Annotated in this window: 10 protein-coding genes and 1 pseudogene; 6 read left to right on the top strand and 5 right to left on the bottom strand. The window is 65.0% G+C overall.

Annotated elements, in window-relative coordinates; all coding sequences use genetic code 11:
• Nucleotides 1–294: 294 nt before the first annotated feature.
• Nucleotides 295–1,350 carry a medium chain dehydrogenase/reductase family protein gene (locus AC3WRR_RS23920; RefSeq protein WP_492298293.1) on the bottom strand — a complete coding sequence of 352 codons (1,056 nt, stop codon included), beginning with the start codon at nucleotides 1,348–1,350 and terminating at the stop codon, nucleotides 295–297.
• A 141-nt stretch (nucleotides 1,351–1,491) separates the two neighbouring features.
• Between AC3WRR_RS23920 and AC3WRR_RS23915 the strand changes: the two are divergent.
• The 3 genes and pseudogenes from AC3WRR_RS23915 to AC3WRR_RS23905 form a co-directional block, all read left to right on the top strand.
• A pseudogene (locus AC3WRR_RS23915) lies at nucleotides 1,492–1,650 on the top strand (integrase); the annotation flags it as partial.
• Nucleotides 1,651–2,046: 396 nt separating this feature from the next.
• Nucleotides 2,047–3,345, top strand: coding sequence for a carboxylesterase/lipase family protein (locus AC3WRR_RS23910; protein WP_492298291.1), 1,299 nt, complete (start codon nucleotides 2,047–2,049; stop codon nucleotides 3,343–3,345).
• A gap of 41 nt (nucleotides 3,346–3,386) precedes the next feature.
• Nucleotides 3,387–3,968, top strand: a complete 582-nt coding sequence (locus AC3WRR_RS23905) for an NAD(P)H-dependent oxidoreductase (protein WP_010811218.1) — start codon at nucleotides 3,387–3,389, stop codon at nucleotides 3,966–3,968.
• A gap of 315 nt (nucleotides 3,969–4,283) precedes the next feature.
• On the opposite strand, the gene AC3WRR_RS23900 is transcribed toward AC3WRR_RS23905, so the two are convergent.
• Nucleotides 4,284–5,069: an HpcH/HpaI aldolase family protein gene (locus AC3WRR_RS23900; RefSeq protein WP_037025141.1), complete on the bottom strand. Its 786-nt coding sequence runs from the start codon at nucleotides 5,067–5,069 to the stop codon at nucleotides 4,284–4,286.
• A gap of 651 nt (nucleotides 5,070–5,720) precedes the next feature.
• Nucleotides 5,721–7,229, bottom strand: coding sequence for an efflux transporter outer membrane subunit (locus tag AC3WRR_RS23895; protein ID WP_058698349.1), 1,509 nt, complete (start codon nucleotides 7,227–7,229; stop codon nucleotides 5,721–5,723).
• A gap of 101 nt (nucleotides 7,230–7,330) precedes the next feature.
• Between AC3WRR_RS23895 and AC3WRR_RS23890 the strand changes: the two genes are divergently transcribed.
• The 3 genes from AC3WRR_RS23890 (at nucleotide 7,331) to AC3WRR_RS23880 (ending at nucleotide 12,337) form a co-directional block, all read left to right on the top strand.
• Nucleotides 7,331–7,948 (top strand): TetR/AcrR family transcriptional regulator, encoded by a 618-nt coding sequence (locus tag AC3WRR_RS23890; protein WP_010811215.1) that lies wholly within the window; start codon nucleotides 7,331–7,333, stop codon nucleotides 7,946–7,948.
• A gap of 103 nt (nucleotides 7,949–8,051) precedes the next feature.
• Nucleotides 8,052–9,239: an efflux RND transporter periplasmic adaptor subunit gene (locus AC3WRR_RS23885; protein WP_081645155.1), complete on the top strand. Its 1,188-nt coding sequence runs from the start codon at nucleotides 8,052–8,054 to the stop codon at nucleotides 9,237–9,239.
• On the top strand, nucleotides 9,236–12,337 hold the full coding sequence (locus AC3WRR_RS23880) for an efflux RND transporter permease subunit (protein ID WP_492298288.1): 3,102 nt from the start codon (nucleotides 9,236–9,238) through the stop codon (nucleotides 12,335–12,337). The genes AC3WRR_RS23885 and AC3WRR_RS23880 overlap by 4 nt, the downstream gene beginning before the upstream one ends.
• 187 nt (nucleotides 12,338–12,524) lie before the next feature.
• Here the strand turns inward: AC3WRR_RS23880 and sodB are convergent, their stop codons facing one another.
• Nucleotides 12,525–13,106, bottom strand: a complete 582-nt coding sequence (gene sodB / locus AC3WRR_RS23875; RefSeq protein ID WP_010812260.1) for a superoxide dismutase [Fe] — start codon at nucleotides 13,104–13,106, stop codon at nucleotides 12,525–12,527.
• A 211-nt stretch (nucleotides 13,107–13,317) separates the two neighbouring features.
• Nucleotides 13,318–14,703, bottom strand: a complete 1,386-nt coding sequence (gene xseA, locus AC3WRR_RS23870) for an exodeoxyribonuclease VII large subunit (RefSeq protein WP_492298286.1) — start codon at nucleotides 14,701–14,703, stop codon at nucleotides 13,318–13,320.
• Between the last annotated feature and the right edge of the window lie 82 nt (nucleotides 14,704–14,785).

Genomic DNA, 14,785 nt, shown 5'->3' with positions numbered 1-14,785 from the left:
TTGAGCCAAATTCGGCACTTTCTGTGGGTGACGGCGACTCACCGCCGACTCCTATTCTTGTCGATCGAACCAGAATTTGAAAGCCGGGGCGGCCGTGGATCTTTCCTCCGACTAACGGGGTATGATCATTTGTCCGTAGAGACGGCATGAACGGTCGTTGAATCGACACCCAGTCGATGGCGGAGATGGGTCGCAAACGGAAGTCTGTGGTTGCGGCAGGCCAGCGTTACATGCTCGCCCTTTCCGCCTCAGTCAGGCCAATCCTGACTTGCGAGTTTTCGAGCTTGGCGTCGGTCACCCCATCAATGCCTCGTTGGTCATGAGCACGATTTTGCCGGCCACGCCTTTCTCACCGAGCAACTCGTGCGCAAGTTTTGCCTCGCTAAGAGAGAATTTCCGAGCAATCAGCGGCTTGATTCTCTCTTGTTGAAGTAGGTCCAGCAGAACAGTCAAGTCCTGCCGGAACAATGCCGGTTTCATCCGCTTGAGCCATTGAATGCTGTAGGGGACCACCCGCTTCCGGCCCGGGAGGAGCCAGCCTCCAACAATGCACACACCGAAAATCGCAAGTCGCTGGAAGCGGTTACGACGCCCCGAGCGACCTGATGCCAGGCGTCCCCCACGTAGCGAGGCAGTAAGGCCATAGGCTACGACTTTCCCGCGGGGATGGAGAGCGTCGCGGGAACGCCAGATGTTGCTGCCGCCGATCCCGTCGAAGACGACGTCTACGCCGTCACCCGTCAGGCGGCGTATCTCTTCCACGAAATCAAGCCTTTGATAGTCAATGGGTATGCCGCCCAGGCCAGAAACCGCCATCGCATCTTGCGATGAACAGGTCCCGTACATTTGCAGCCCGGCGAGGCGCCCAAGCTGCAATAGTGCCGAGCCAACTCCGCCCGCCGCACCGTGAATCAAGACCTGCTGACCCGGCTCGACTTTGGCGCAGCGATGCAACATCTGGTACGCAGTAACGTAGTTCAGTACGAGGCTGACAGCCTCGGCCACGTCCACTCCCGGAGGCACGGGAACCAGTTCGCGCTGAGCCAGACAGACGAACTCGGCGTATGCGCCGTTGATCGGCAAGGCTGCAATGATCTGACCGGGTTCAACCCCGGAGACCCCACTGCCTAGTTTGTCCACCATGCCGACCAGATCCCAACCGGGCGTAAAAGGCAGCGGGGGCGTTTCGGGGTGAAAGCCCTCGCGCATCATTATGTCCGGTTGGCCCACACCTGCTGCCAGCACCCTCACCCGCACTTCGCCGACCTTGGGTTCGGGGCATTCCTCCTCCACTACGTGAAGCGCATCGGGCCCGCCGTAGTTGGTGACTATGATGCGCCTGTGTTTCATAGCGTTGGAGAGTATCCGTCTCGTACCACAACAACGTCGCAGATCGTCGACACTAGCGACAAAGCCTTGAGACTAGCGGCTCGTATGTACGCAGCCTCTGCATTAAAACTAGGTGCTATCTCGCCAGCGCGGTTGACCTAAGTCAACGGGGTTGGCCTTGACGATTCAGCCTACAGAATGCATTCCATCCGACGCACCAAAGAGCATCACTGATCTATCGACGGACCAAGAATCTGCGTGCCGTTCAATTGTTTGTCGGCCATACCACTTGAGAGCACAGCGCGCTATCTTGGAGTGAAGTGCGTGGCCGGATCGCGGTCGCTTGCCGGCCTAGTAACTGCCAGTTTCTGCCATCCAACAGGTGGCACCCAACGGCGGAAGCTCCTTCTAATGTGGCCACTCGCGCGACCGCCCTGAGTTCGTCCCCAAAGCGTACGCCGCCAATACCGTTGAGGCGGGCGACTTGCGTGGACAAGCAAGAATTCAGGGCAAGCCAGGCCAATTCTGTCCTAATGGGTTTTTCAAAACGGTGCGAAGCGCCGTTCCCGACCTTGAAACGGTCGGTGATCCGCAGCAATTGGAACGCGGTCGAAGCGGGGACATCCAGGACTCGCTTTCTCTTGATCCGGCGCAAAGCAGCCACGGCCCTTCATGACTATTCACTATCCAAGTGCCAACCTTTCGGGGGAGCCGGCCATGTACCCGATTGTCGAAACGCGTCTTGGCAAGGTGCGAGGCCTCCGCTGCGATGGCGTGTACGCGTTCAAGGGCATCCCATATGCTGGCCCACCGTTCGGCATGAACAGGCTGCGGCCGCCGCAATCCGCAGCACCCTGGCGTGGCGTGCGGGATGCGCTCTCGTTTGGGCCGAAATCGCCACAGATTGCGTACCCGCCCGGCATCGCGGAGGCACTCGGAGAACTCGTTGGCGGCGGCGAGGATTGCCTCGGCGACGGTCTCGCCAATCTCGGACTACTTGACCAGATCGCCGCGCTCGAGTGGGTGCAGCAGAACATTGATGCATTTGGCGGGGACCCAGGTCAGGTCACTATTTTTGGGCAGTCGGCCGGCGGGATGAGCGTCGCAGCCCTCCTTACCGTGCCACGCGCGCAAGGGTTGTTTCGGCGGGCAATCGTGGAAAGCGGAAACACACCCCATGTCACTTCGGCCAACACGGCGAAACGCATTGGCCACAGGCTGGCGGCGCTCCTGAAGGTCGATCCCACCAGGGAGGCGATTGCCTCAACCACGCCCGCGCAGGTTCTGCAGGCACAGGCGCAATTGCGCGAGGAACTGACTGCCGATCCGGACCCGGCTTTCTGGGGGGAGGTTGCGCTTAGCAGCCTCCCGTGGGCGCCTACGGTCGATGGAGCAATTCTTCCTGCCCCCCCAATCGACGCCATTCGCGCGGGCGTGGCCGCGAACACAGCACTGTTGGTCGGTTCGAATACCAAGGAGACCCGGCTCTTCCTGGTCCCCAGCGGAGCCATAGATCGCATTACCGAGGCCTCCGTCCTGGCGCTGGTGGCCGCGTACGGCCTGTCGGCCGGAGGCCTGAGCGGCTACCGCGCAGCACATCCCACGGCCACCGCTGGTGAGCTGTTCTCGGAAATCCAGACGGATTGGTACTGGCGCATCCCTGCCGTTCGACTCGCAGACGCCCACGCGGCGAATGCCCGGATTTCGACGTACATGTATGAGTTCGCGTGGCGTTCGCCTCAGTTGGGAGGTCGTCTGGGCGCGGCGCATGGGGTGGAGATACCATTCATCTTCGATACTTTGGGCCCCGGAGCAGAGGCGCTGGTCGGCCCAACACCGCCACAGTCGCTCGCCGACGCGATGCACCGGGCCTGGGTTGCGTTCGCCGTCAACGGCGATTGCGGCTGGCCCACCTACGATCCGGTCCACAGGTCAACGATGCGCTTCGACACGCCGTCTGCCGTGGTAGACGACCCGTTGGCCGTGAGGCTTGCCCTCTGGCACGGCGTGCCTTAGTGCGTCGTACCGCTGGCCTTCCGAACAGCTCCACCCGCAACATGTCCAAGCGCATCGTGATCATCCAGGGGCATCCAGACCCATCGGGCCAGCGCTTGCTGCATGCGCTGGCGGACGCCTACGCTCAAGGCGCGACCACGGCAGGACACGGCGTACGGCGCATCGAGGTGGCGAAGCTCGACTTCCCGCTGCTTCGCACGCAGGCTGAGTTCGAGACTGGCACACTGCCTCCTGCATTGGAGCAGCCAAGGGAGGACATGCGCTGGGCGGAGCATTGGGTTTTCCTGTTTCCGCTATGGCACGGAACCATGCCGGCGCTATTCAAGGGTTTTCTCGAACACATCTTTCGGCCCGGATTTGCCATGGATTACAAGGAGAAAGGGTTCCCCAGACGACTGCTCGCCGGCCGCTCGGCACGCATCATCGTGACCATGGGAATGCCGGCGCTGCTGTATCGCTGGTACTTTGGCGCATACGGAGTCCGCGGCTTCGAGCGCAGTATGCTGAGTTTCGCCGGGATCAAGCCGATCCGCGAGAACCTGTATGGGCTTACCTTTGCCAACGAGAGGACACGTACCCGGTGGCTGGAAAACATGCGTGCACATGGTGCGCACGGGAACTGACCGGAACTCGGCAGACACATGCGCGCTCCTGGGCGGTTGCCGTCGTTGTGGTGGCTCCCTGCCACCGTCCGTTCATCGGCCAAACCGGCCCTTCGCCTTCGGGAGTCTGAATGGCTCAGAAGGGTCGGTGGCCTAAACCGCTCGCGCGGTAACCCTCCGGCCATCAAGAGACGGTCGCCGACCGAAGCCTAAGGGCTGTTGTGCGGCCATCACGGTCACTGATAACCCACGGCTGAGATGCCGAGTATGGCGGCTTCGCGAAGCGATGGGCGAGGACTCGCCGCTTAGGGAGGATTTGTTGATTGTGACGAACTTCTACCGACTGATGCCGTCAACGACTGATGCTAGCCCCCTTTGGAGCAGGGACCAGTCCATACCGATGACGACCGCGCGGTAGCCGCGTGCGATCATGGCATTTGCCAGGTCGGTAGTCGGCGCGACGCCGCCGAGCAAAACCCGGCTCTTTAGAATTGGGGTCTCAAGTTGTGCGATTACCGCTTGCACCTCGGGGAGATCCGTCCGGCCCCGGTATCCCATGCTGGTGGCAAGGTCCCCGGGACCGATGAAAACAAGGTCAAGTCCGGGCGTTGCGACAATGTCTTCAATATTGCCAATGGCATCGACGTGTTCAATCGTGCCAATGGCAAGCACCTCGCCATCTGCGCAATCCAGATATTCGCGCATGGTTAGACCCCATCGCGGCGGGGCATAGAACGGGCCCCAGAAGCGATCTCCTTCGGGCGGGTAGCGGACAGCCCGCACTGCCGCCTCTGCAGCGGCCCGGGTCGTCGTCATCGGAAAGCAGACTCCCAAAGCGCCGAGGTCAAGAGGGACCTTGGCCTGCCACGCATTGGTTGATGCAACCCGGACCAGCGGCACGAGCGGGGTGCCGGAAGTCGCGCAAATCATCGCGTGAGCAGTGCCGGCATCGATTGCGCCGTGCTCCATGTCGATGAGGACCCAATCGAGACCGGCATGAGCCATGATCTGGATGGTCTGAACCGAAGGTATGGTCGCGATGGCGCCAAGCGTTGCTTGGCCATTTCGCCACATCGATTTCAGCCGGTTGATTCCTTTGGCGGCAGGGACGGTAGTTGTCATGATGGCTCCTGGGCACGGGCGCCATCGTAGTCTATGCATCTCGTGCCGGCCTTGCCAAGGAGACCTGTTGGGTCAAAAGCTGATATAGAGGAAAGCTGCAGTTTCCGCGAAAGGGTGGCGTCGGATATGGGCCCGCAGATTCTGCCGTTCAGCGCGTTGCCTCGAACGCCTCTTTGGGGTCGCCTTCTGTCCTATGTGGATCGGTGCAGGACGAGCACTCGGCTGTGTTCAGCGTCGGGCCGTAGTCGGCCAATTTGAGTCAGTCATCCCAACATTTTGGGTGACCGCGTCGGCCGATTCACGGCCCTTCGCGAATTACCAAGCTTCGGCCGGTGTCGGGCCATGATGTGACATTCGTCCACGCCAGCGCGTCGAACGTCCAAGCGTCGCTTCTCGCTTCCAGGCGGCCGTAGTGGGTGCGGCGAGTCAACCCGGTTCCTGAACCGGCACGCCCGTCAACTGTTGAGTCGCACGCCCGCTACAGACCACCCACAGTCGGCAGGAATGATGGCGCCGGTAACATAGGCTGCAGCCTCGAAGGCCGGAAACAAGCGTTTGCCTGATAAAGATAGTGAACCTCGGACGAGACAGTATGGCGCGAGTCATGTCATGCCGTGCCCTCAACACACGCGCAGGCCGGTCGCAGCCCGCCTACAGCACCGTACCCCCCGGCGCCGGCGGCACCGCAGCCGCCTGCCACCCCCCGCCCAAGGCCTTGAATGCCGCGATGGCCGCGCGGGCTGACTGCGCTTCGGCCTGCGCCTTCGCATCGGATGTCTTCAGCAGGTTCTCGTCGGCGAGCAGCACCTCGATCAGGCGGACAACGCCCTTCTCGTAGGCCGCGAACGACGAATTCCGCGCCTGCCGGAGCGCCTGTTCCCCACGTTCAAGGGCATTGGTCTGTTCCTCGCGCTTGACCAGCGCCGTGAAGGCATTCTCGACATCCTCCGACGCATGCAGCACGGCCAGTCGATAGCCCGCCAGCGCCTCGGCCTCCTGCCCCTTCGCTTGGTCGATCTGCGCCCCGATGCGCCCGAAGTCGAACAGTCGCCAGCGCAGCCCGGCCACGCCGGCAGCCTGGTTGGCACTGGCCGAGAACAGGTTGCCGCTGGCCACGGTCGTCGCGCTGCCCAGCAGCCCGCTGAGCGAGACCTTCGGGTAGTACTCGGCGATGGCCGCGCCGATGCGGGCATTCGACGCCGCCAGCCGGCGTTCCGCCACGATCAGGTCGGGGCGCCGCCGCAGCAAGTCGGCGGGCGTGCCGGTGGCTTCGATCCGCGGCGCGGCCGGGATCGCCTTGATGTCGGCGAGTTCGGCGCGGTAGGTGCCCGGCTGGCTGCCGAGCAGCACGTCCATCGCGTTCAGCGCGGCGTCGAGTCCGGATTCGAGTTCCGGAATGGTGGCCTCCACCTGCGCGAGGGCACCTTCCGCCTGCTGCACCTCCAGCGCGGCGGCCAGTCCCTTGGCGTAGAGCAGCCTGACGGTCGAGACCAGCTTCTGCTGCGTATCCACCTGCTGCCGCGCGATCGACAGCCGGGCCTGCAGGCCACGGATGGTCACGTAGGTGTCGGCGGCCTGTGCCGCCACCTCCACGCGGGTGGCAGCCAGCCCGGCCTCCGACGCCTGGTACTCCGCCTGCGACGCCTCGCGCTCCCGCCGCAGGCCGCCGAAGATGTCGATCTCCCAACTTGCAGTGAGGTCGGCCTCGTACAGGCTGCCATGCCGGTCGAAGTTTGGCGTTGCATTCAGCACCCGGCCCAGCGGCGTCTCCAGGGACTGGTACTGCTTCGCGGCCTGGGCGCTGACGGCGCCCGAGGGCAGTAGCGCGGCCGTGGCGAAGCGCAGTCCGGCCCCGGCCTGCGTGACCCGGGCGGAGGCGACCGCCAGGTTGAGGTTCTGGTCGAGCGCCAGCCGCACGAAGCGCGTCAGTTGGGGGTCGCCAAACCCTTCCCACCAGACTTCGAGATCCGCCCGGGTGGCGGCCCGGCGCTGCTCCACGTCGCGTTGCCCGAGGAAGCGGTCGGCGGTGGGCACCTCGGGCTTGCGGTAGTCGGGGCCGACGGCACAGCCGGCGAGCGCCGCCAGAGCAGTCACGGCGGCAACGAGGCCGGACAGGTGAGTGAGCGATCGGGAACGGGAAGGGAGGCGTCGGGAATGCATGGGCTGCCGGAATAACATGGTCGAACTTTTTTCGTGACTTGTGACCATAATACAAACTAGTCACTCTTTGTCAATGACGATTCAACGTGTAAGCTCACGACATGACCGATACCCAACCCACCACTCCCCAGCCGCGCGGTCCCGTGGACCACGGCGTGCGCAACCAAATCGTGGAGGCGGCCACCGAGCACTTCAGCCTCTACGGATATGAAAAGACCACGGTGTCCGACCTGGCCAAGGCCATCGGATTCTCGAAGGCCTACGTCTACAAGTTCTTCGACTCTAAGCAGGCAATCGGCGAGGTCATCTGCTGCAACTGCCTCAACCAGATGCGGCAGGCCGTGGACGAGGCGGTGGCCGGCGCCGACTCGGCCTCCGAGCGGCTGCGACGCCTCTTCGGCACGCTGGCGGAGGCTGGCAGCCGGCTTTTCTTCCAGGACCGCAAGCTGTACGCCATTGCCGTGGTGGCCTGCGAGGAACAGTGGGCTTCGGCCCGCGCCTACGATGCCCATATGCAGCAACTGATCCTGCAGATCGTGCGCGAGGGGCGCGAGTCGGGTGAGTTCGAGCGCAAGACGCCGCTCGACGAAACGGCTCACGCCATCTACCTCGTGATGAAGCCCTACCTCGACCCGCTACAGCTCCAGCACAACCTTGACTTCGTCGAAGTGGCGCCGGCGCAGCTCAGCAGCCTGATCCTGCGCAGCCTGGCACCCTGATCCCTCCGGGTGTGCGCAGGTCCTCGGGCGCGAAAATGAGAGTGACCATTGACTAAATTGGTCACTATTACTACAGTGAAGGCCATCTGTATGGAGGGCCCTCATGCTTCAGCGCCGATTTTCCGCATCCACCGTCACCCACGCCGCCACCAGTGCTCCTGCCTTCGCGGCCATGTGCCTCCTACCGCTCGCACTTGCGGCATGTAGCGGCAAGCCACAGCCCGATCCCCGCGTGCAAGCGCCACTGGTGAGGGTGGAAAATGTGCAGGACGCGTCAGCCGCCCGGCGCGCCTTCACCGGCATCGTCGCCGCACGGGTGCAGAGCGACCTGGGCTTCCGCGTGTCGGGCAAGGTGCTGGAGCGCCTGGTCGACACTGGCCAATCCGTGAAGCGCGGCCAGCCGCTAATGCGGCTCGACCCCGTCGACCTGAAGCTGGCAGCACGCGCGCGGCAGGAAGCCGTGGCCGCCGCCAAGGCGCGCGCCACGCAACTGGCGGCTGACGAGGAGCGCTACCGCGACCTCGTGGCGGCCGGGGCGGTATCGGCATCTGCCTATGACCAGATCAAGGCCTCCGCCGATTCGGCGCGGGCGCAGCTCAGGGCGGAAGAGGCACAGGCCGACGTGGCGCGCAACGCGTCCGACTACGCCGTGCTACTGGCCGATGCCGACGGCGTCGTGGTCGAGACCCTCGCCGAACCCGGGCAGGTCGTGAATGCCGGCCAGGTGGTGGCGCGGCTGGCCCGCGCCGGACAACGCGAGGCCATCATCCACCTGCCCGAAACCCTGCGCCCGCCGGTAGGCTCCACAGCCCGCGCGACACTCTACGGCAAGGACGGCATGGCAGTCACCGCGACCCTGCGGCAGCTTTCCGACGCCGCCGACCGCCAGACCCGCACCTATGAGGCGCGCTACGTGCTTGGCGGCGCACTGACCGATGCGCCGCTCGGCGCCACCGTCACGCTGCAGGTGGCCGATCCACAGGAAGCGTCGCAATCCGGCCTGCAGGTTCCCATCGGCGCGCTCCACGATCCGGGCAAGGGCCCCGGCGTCTGGGTGCTCACCGGCACCCCGGCGCACGTGACGTGGCGGCCGGTCACCGTGCGCGCCATCAGCGACGATGCCGCGAGGGTCGAGGGCCAGATCCAGCCCGGCGACCGCGTGGTGGCGCTGGGGGCGCACCTGCTGAACGAAGGGCAGCAGGTCAGGTTGGCGTCGGAGGTGAAGGTGGCCGAAGCCGCCACCGACGGTAAAGGCCGCAACCCCGTCAACGGCGTGCGGGAGCAGCAATGAGTGGCTTCAATCTCTCGGCACTCGCCGTGCGCGAGCGTGCCGTCACCCTCTTCCTGATCATCCTCATCTCGGTCGCCGGCTTCGTCGCCTTCTTCCAACTCGGCCGCGCGGAGGACCCGCCATTCACCGTCAAGTCGATGATCTTCATCACGGCATGGCCCGGCGCGACGGCGCAGGAAATGCAGGACCAGGTCGCTGAAAAGCTGGAAAAGCGCATGCAGGAACTGCGCTACTACGACCGCACGGAAACCTACACGCGGCCCGGACTGGCGTTCACCACCGTCACGCTGCTCGACAGCACGCCGCCAAAGGAAGTCCCCGAGGAGTTCTACCAGGCCCGCAAGAAGCTCGGCGACGAGGCGCGTTCCCTGCCGGCCGGCGTCATCGGCCCGCTCATCAACGACGAATACTCCGACGTGACCTTCGGCCTCTTCGCGCTGAAGGCCAGGGGCGAGCCGCAGCGGCTGCTGGTACGCGAGGCGGAGACCATCCGCCAGCGCCTCCTGCATGTGGCCGGCGTGAAGAAGGTCAACATCATCGGCGAGCAGGCGGAGCGCATCTACTTGTCGTTCTCGCACGACCGGCTGGCCACGCTCGGCGTGACGCCGCAGGACATCTTCGCCGCGCTCAACAGCCAGAATGTGCTCACCCCCGCGGGTTCCATCGACACTGACGGGCCGCAGGTCTTCGTGCGGCTCGACGGCGCGTTCGACAAGCTGCAACGCATCCGCGACACCCCCGTGGTGGCACACGGCCGCACGCTGAAGCTGTCTGACATCGCCACCGTCGAACGCGGCTACCAGGACCCGGCCACCTTCGTCGTGCGCAACAAGGGCGAGCCGGCGCTGCTGCTCGGCATCGTGATGCGCGACGGTTGGAACGGCCTCGACCTCGGCAAGTCGCTCGAAGCGGAAGTAGCGAAGGTCAACGCCGAGCTGCCGCTGGGCATGGAACTGAGCAAGGTCACCGACCAGGCCGTCAACATCAAGTCGGCCGTCGAGGAGTTCATGGTCAAGTTCTTCGCCGCGCTGATCGTGGTGCTGGTGGTGAGCTTCGTCAGCATGGGCTGGCGGGTGGGTATCGTGGTCGCGGCGGCCGTGCCGCTGACGCTGGCCGCCGTCTTCGTGGTCATGGCCGCGACCGGAAAGAGCTTCGACCGCATCACGCTGGGCTCCCTGATATTGGCCCTCGGACTGCTGGTGGACGACGCCATCATCGCCATCGAAATGATGGTGGTGAAGATGGAGGAAGGGTATGGACGGATCGCGGCGTCGGCCTATGCCTGGAGCCATACGGCCGCGCCGATGCTGTCTGGCACGCTCGTCACCGCCGTGGGCTTCATGCCGAACGGCTTTGCAAAGTCTTCCGCAGGCGAGTACACCGGCAACCAGTTCTGGATCGTGGGGATCGCGTTGATCGCGTCGTGGATCGTCGCGGTCGTTTTCACGCCCTATCTCGGCGTGAAGCTGCTGCCCGAGATGACAAAGGTGGAAGGCGGCCATGGCGCCATCTACGCCACGCCGAACTACCAGCACTTTCGTGGGCTGCTGGGGCGGGTCATCGGGCGGAAATGGCTCGTGGCGGCAATCGTCGTCGGACTGTTCGCCACGAGCGTGGTCGGCATGGGCGCCGTGCGCAAGCAGTTCTTCCCGACCTCTGACCGTCCCGAGGTGCTGGTGGAGGTGCAGATGCCCTATGGCACGTCCATCGAACAGACCAGCGCCGCGGCGGAGAAGGTGGAAGCGTGGCTCGACAAACAGCCAGAAGCGAAGATCGTGACGTCCTATATCGGCCAGGGGGCTCCGCGCTTCTACCTGGCGATGTCGCCGGAACTACCCGACCCGTCCTTCGCCAAGATCGTGGTGCGCACCGACAACCAGGAAGAACGCGACGTGCTCAAGGGCCGGCTCCGCCAGGCCATCGCCGAAGGCCTTTCGCCGGGCGCGCGGGTGCGCGTGACGCAACTGGTGTTCGGGCCCTACTCGCCCTTCCCGGTCGCGTTCCGCGTCATGGGCCCGGACCCCGACAAGCTGCGCGCCATCGCGGAGCAGGTAGAGGGCGTGATGGACGCCAGCCCGCTGATGCGCACCGTCAACACCGACTGGGGCCCGCGGGTGCCGGGGCTGCACTTTACGCTCCAGCAGGACCGGCTGCAGGCGGTCGGCCTGACCTCCCACGACGTGGCGCAGCAGCTTGAATTTCTGCTGACCGGCGTGCCGGTGACCGAGGTGCGCGAGGACATCCGCTCGGTGCAGGTGGTGGCGCGCGCCGCGGGCGACATCCGCCTCGACCCGGAGCGCATCGCCGGCTTCACGCTGATCGGCGCCAACGGCGGGCGCGTTCCCCTCTCGCAGGTCGGCACGGTGGACGTGCGCATGGAAGATCCCATCCTGCGCCGACGCGACCGCACGCCGACCATCACCGTGCGGGGCGACATTGCCGACAACCAGCAGCCGCCCGACGTATCGAAGGCCATCCTGGCGCAACTGCAGCCGGTCATCCAGAAGCTGCCCTCCGGCTACCGCATCGAGATGGCCGGTTCCATCGAGGAATCGGGCAAGGCGAACAAGGCGCTGGCGCCGCTGTTCCCCATCATGCTGGCGATCACGCTGCTGATCATCATGTTTCAGGTGCGGTCGATGGCGGGCATGGTCATGGTCATCCTGACGAGTCCGCTCGGCCTGATCGGCGTGGTCCCGACGCTACTGCTCTTCCACCAGCCGTTCGGCATCAATGCGCTCGTGGGGCTGGTGGCGCTGTCCGGCATCTTGATGCGGAACACGCTGATCCTGATCGGGCAAATCCAGGGCAACCTGAAGGAGGGACTGTCGCCGTACGACGCGGTGGTGGAAGCTACCGTGCAACGGGCCCGGCCGGTGCTACTGACGGCCGTGGCGGCCATCCTCGCCTTCATCCCGCTCACGCACTCGGTGTTCTGGGGCACGCTGGCCTATACGCTGATCGGGGGGACGCTCGCCGGCACGCTGTTGACGCTGGTGTTCCTGCCGGCGATGTATGCGATCTGGTTCCGGATCCGGCCGCCGGCGCAGGTGGCGGTGCAGGAGGCCCCCGTGGGCGAGGTGGCGGAGGTGGCGTAAGCGGCTTGCATTGCAAGCATGCGATGGGGCATCACTTGCGAAATTCGGATACCCCAAAAAAAACAAGGCCCTCTGCTTATGGAGGGCCCTGCTCTGATTGCACTTTCTCGACTTTAGCGCGACAGCCAGCTTGGTTTTTCCAAACTATTGCGCCGCTTTCCAAACTAAATTGTCACGCTACAGCGGATCAGCCAGCGAAATTCTTGCCGGCGAAGTCCCAGTTCACGACATTCCAGAATGCCTCGACGTACTTCGGGCGGGCATTGCGGTAGTCGATGTAGTAGGCGTGTTCCCACACGTCGCAGGTCAGCAGCGCCTTGGCGTCGGTGGTCAGCGGGGTGGCGGCGTTGGAGGTCGAGACCAGGTCCAGCGAGCCGTCGGCCTTCTTGACCAGCCAGGCCCAGCCCGAACCGAAGGTGCCCACGGCGGTCTTGGTGAACTCTTCCTTGAACTTGTCGAACGAGCCCCACTTGGCGTTGATGGCATCAGCCAGCGCGCCGGTCGGCTGGCCGCCGCCGTTGGGCTTCATCGAATCCCAGTAGAAGGTGTGGTTCCACACCTGGGCAGCGTTGTTGAAGATACCGCCCGACGACTTCTTGACGATCTCTTCCAGGGTCGAGTTCTCGAACTCGGTGCCCTTGATGAGGTTGTTCAGGTTGGTGACGTAGGTCTGGTGGTGCTTGTCATGATGGAACTCCAGCGTCTCCTTGGAGATATGCGGAGCCAGGGCATCATGCGCGTACGGCAGCGGGGGGAGCTTGTGTTCCATTGTTCTGTCTCTGTGGGTTGGGGTTGTGGGTCCGGAATTGGCGATTGTAGGGGACTTGCAATACCCGCGCAAACCGCGGGACAAAGCCCCCTGCTCCGATGTTAGTTTGTCCTGGCAGGGGTTTCCGGGGGGATTTCCGCCCGGCTTGCCTGAGCGTTTCGCGCCCGCCGCGGCATCGCGAATGGGAGGCGTTCCCGGGCCGCGCAGGCGCTCAGAAATCCGGCAGCTTGGCCTGCACGCCGGCAATCGCCAGGTCGGCCACGCCCTTGGCCAGGTGCGCTTCGACCACGCTGCCCGCGCGGATCTCGGCGGGCGAGCGCAGCGCGCGTCCGCGCTGGTCCAGCAGCACCGCATAGCCGCGTTCCAGCGTACGCTGCGGCGCCAGCAACTCAAGCGCGCCGGCGCTGCGCGCCAGGCGCTGGCCGGCGCGCTCGTGCTGGCGCACGGCGGCGGCCTGCAGGCGTTGCCACAGGCGGGCCACGTCGGCATGGGCGGCGCTGGCATCGGGACGGCACGCGCTCCAGCGCATCGCCAGCAATTGCTGGCGGTGGCGCTGCGACACCACCGTGTCGCGCAATGCCGAGCGCAAGTGTCGCGCCAGATTGTCGACGCGCGCGCGCCGCTCCTGCAGCTGCGCCTGCGGGCTGCGCACTCGCCGCGCCAGCCAGTCCAGGTGCTGCGCGCGCAGGTCCAGCCCGCGCCGCATGCACTGCGTGAGCGCGTCGCGCGCACGCATCGCCTGTGCCAGCAGGTGCGCGCGATCCGGGCTGACCAGCTCGGCCGCGCCGGTCGGCGTGGGCGCACGCACATCGGCGACAAAGTCGGCGATGGTGAAGTCGGTTTCGTGGCCCACTCCGGAGATGACCGGCAGCGCGCAGCGCGCAATCGCCTGCGCCACCACCTCTTCGTTGAACGACCACAGGTCTTCGATGCTGCCCCCCCCGCGGCACAGGATCAGCACGTCGCACTCGCGCCGCGCGCTGGCCGCATTGAGCATGTCGGCGATCTTCTGCGCCGCCCCCGCGCCCTGCACCGGTACCGGATAGACCAGCACCGGCACATGCGGCGCGCGCCGGCGCAAGGTGGTCAGCACATCGCGCAGCGCCGCCGCCTGCAGCGAGGTGACCACGCCGATGGTGCGCGGATGCGCCGGCACCGGGCGCTTGCGCTCCGGCGCGAACAGCCCCGCCTGCGCCAGCTTTTCCTTCAGGCGCAGGAAGGCTTCGTACAGGTTGCCCAGGCCGGCCCGGCGCATTGCCTCCACGCCCAATTGCACCTCGCCGCGCGCCTCATACATGGTGACCACGGCGCGCACCTCCACCGCTTCGCCCTCGCGCGGCTGGAAGTCGACATGCTGGTTGCGCCCGCGGAACATCACGCAGCGGATCTGCGCGCGTGCATCCTTGAGCGAGAAATACCAGTGCCCGCTGGCGGCGCGCGTGAAATTGGAAATCTCGCCGCGCACCCAGGCCAGCGGAAAACTGCGTTCAAGCAGCCTGGCGATTATGTGGTTCAGCTCACCGACAGGGATGACATCGCGGCCGCTGCGCGGCGCGGTGGAGGAAGGGTCACGCGAAAAATTCGGCAAGTCTGGCATGGCGCACTGGTGGCAAGCGGCGTGAATGGGACATGTCCACAGCATAACCTCTATGTCAAGGGGGTAGCGCTGATGCAGGCGG

This window comes from Cupriavidus sp. FW305-3-2-15-C-LB2 (genome assembly GCF_058787575.1).
The sequence above is the reverse complement of the archived record's forward strand: the minus strand, read 5'-3'. Positions and strand labels throughout refer to the sequence as shown.

Bases quoted from the DNA above. Each gene is read 5' to 3' on its own strand.
- AC3WRR_RS23920 (WP_492298293.1), bottom strand. From the start codon at position 1,350: ATGAAACACAGGCGCATCATAGTCACCAACTACGGCGGGCCCGATGCG.
- AC3WRR_RS23910 (WP_492298291.1), top strand. From the start codon at position 2,047: ATGTACCCGATTGTCGAAACGCGTCTTGGCAAGGTGCGAGGCCTCCGC.
- AC3WRR_RS23905 (WP_010811218.1), top strand. From the start codon at position 3,387: ATGTCCAAGCGCATCGTGATCATCCAGGGGCATCCAGACCCATCGGGC.
- AC3WRR_RS23900 (WP_037025141.1), bottom strand. From the start codon at position 5,069: ATGACAACTACCGTCCCTGCCGCCAAAGGAATCAACCGGCTGAAATCG.
- AC3WRR_RS23895 (WP_058698349.1), bottom strand. From the start codon at position 7,229: ATGCATTCCCGACGCCTCCCTTCCCGTTCCCGATCGCTCACTCACCTG.
- AC3WRR_RS23890 (WP_010811215.1), top strand. From the start codon at position 7,331: ATGACCGATACCCAACCCACCACTCCCCAGCCGCGCGGTCCCGTGGAC.
- AC3WRR_RS23885 (WP_081645155.1), top strand. From the start codon at position 8,052: ATGCTTCAGCGCCGATTTTCCGCATCCACCGTCACCCACGCCGCCACC.
- AC3WRR_RS23880 (WP_492298288.1), top strand. From the start codon at position 9,236: ATGAGTGGCTTCAATCTCTCGGCACTCGCCGTGCGCGAGCGTGCCGTC.
- sodB (WP_010812260.1), bottom strand. From the start codon at position 13,106: ATGGAACACAAGCTCCCCCCGCTGCCGTACGCGCATGATGCCCTGGCT.
- xseA (WP_492298286.1), bottom strand. From the start codon at position 14,703: ATGCCAGACTTGCCGAATTTTTCGCGTGACCCTTCCTCCACCGCGCCG.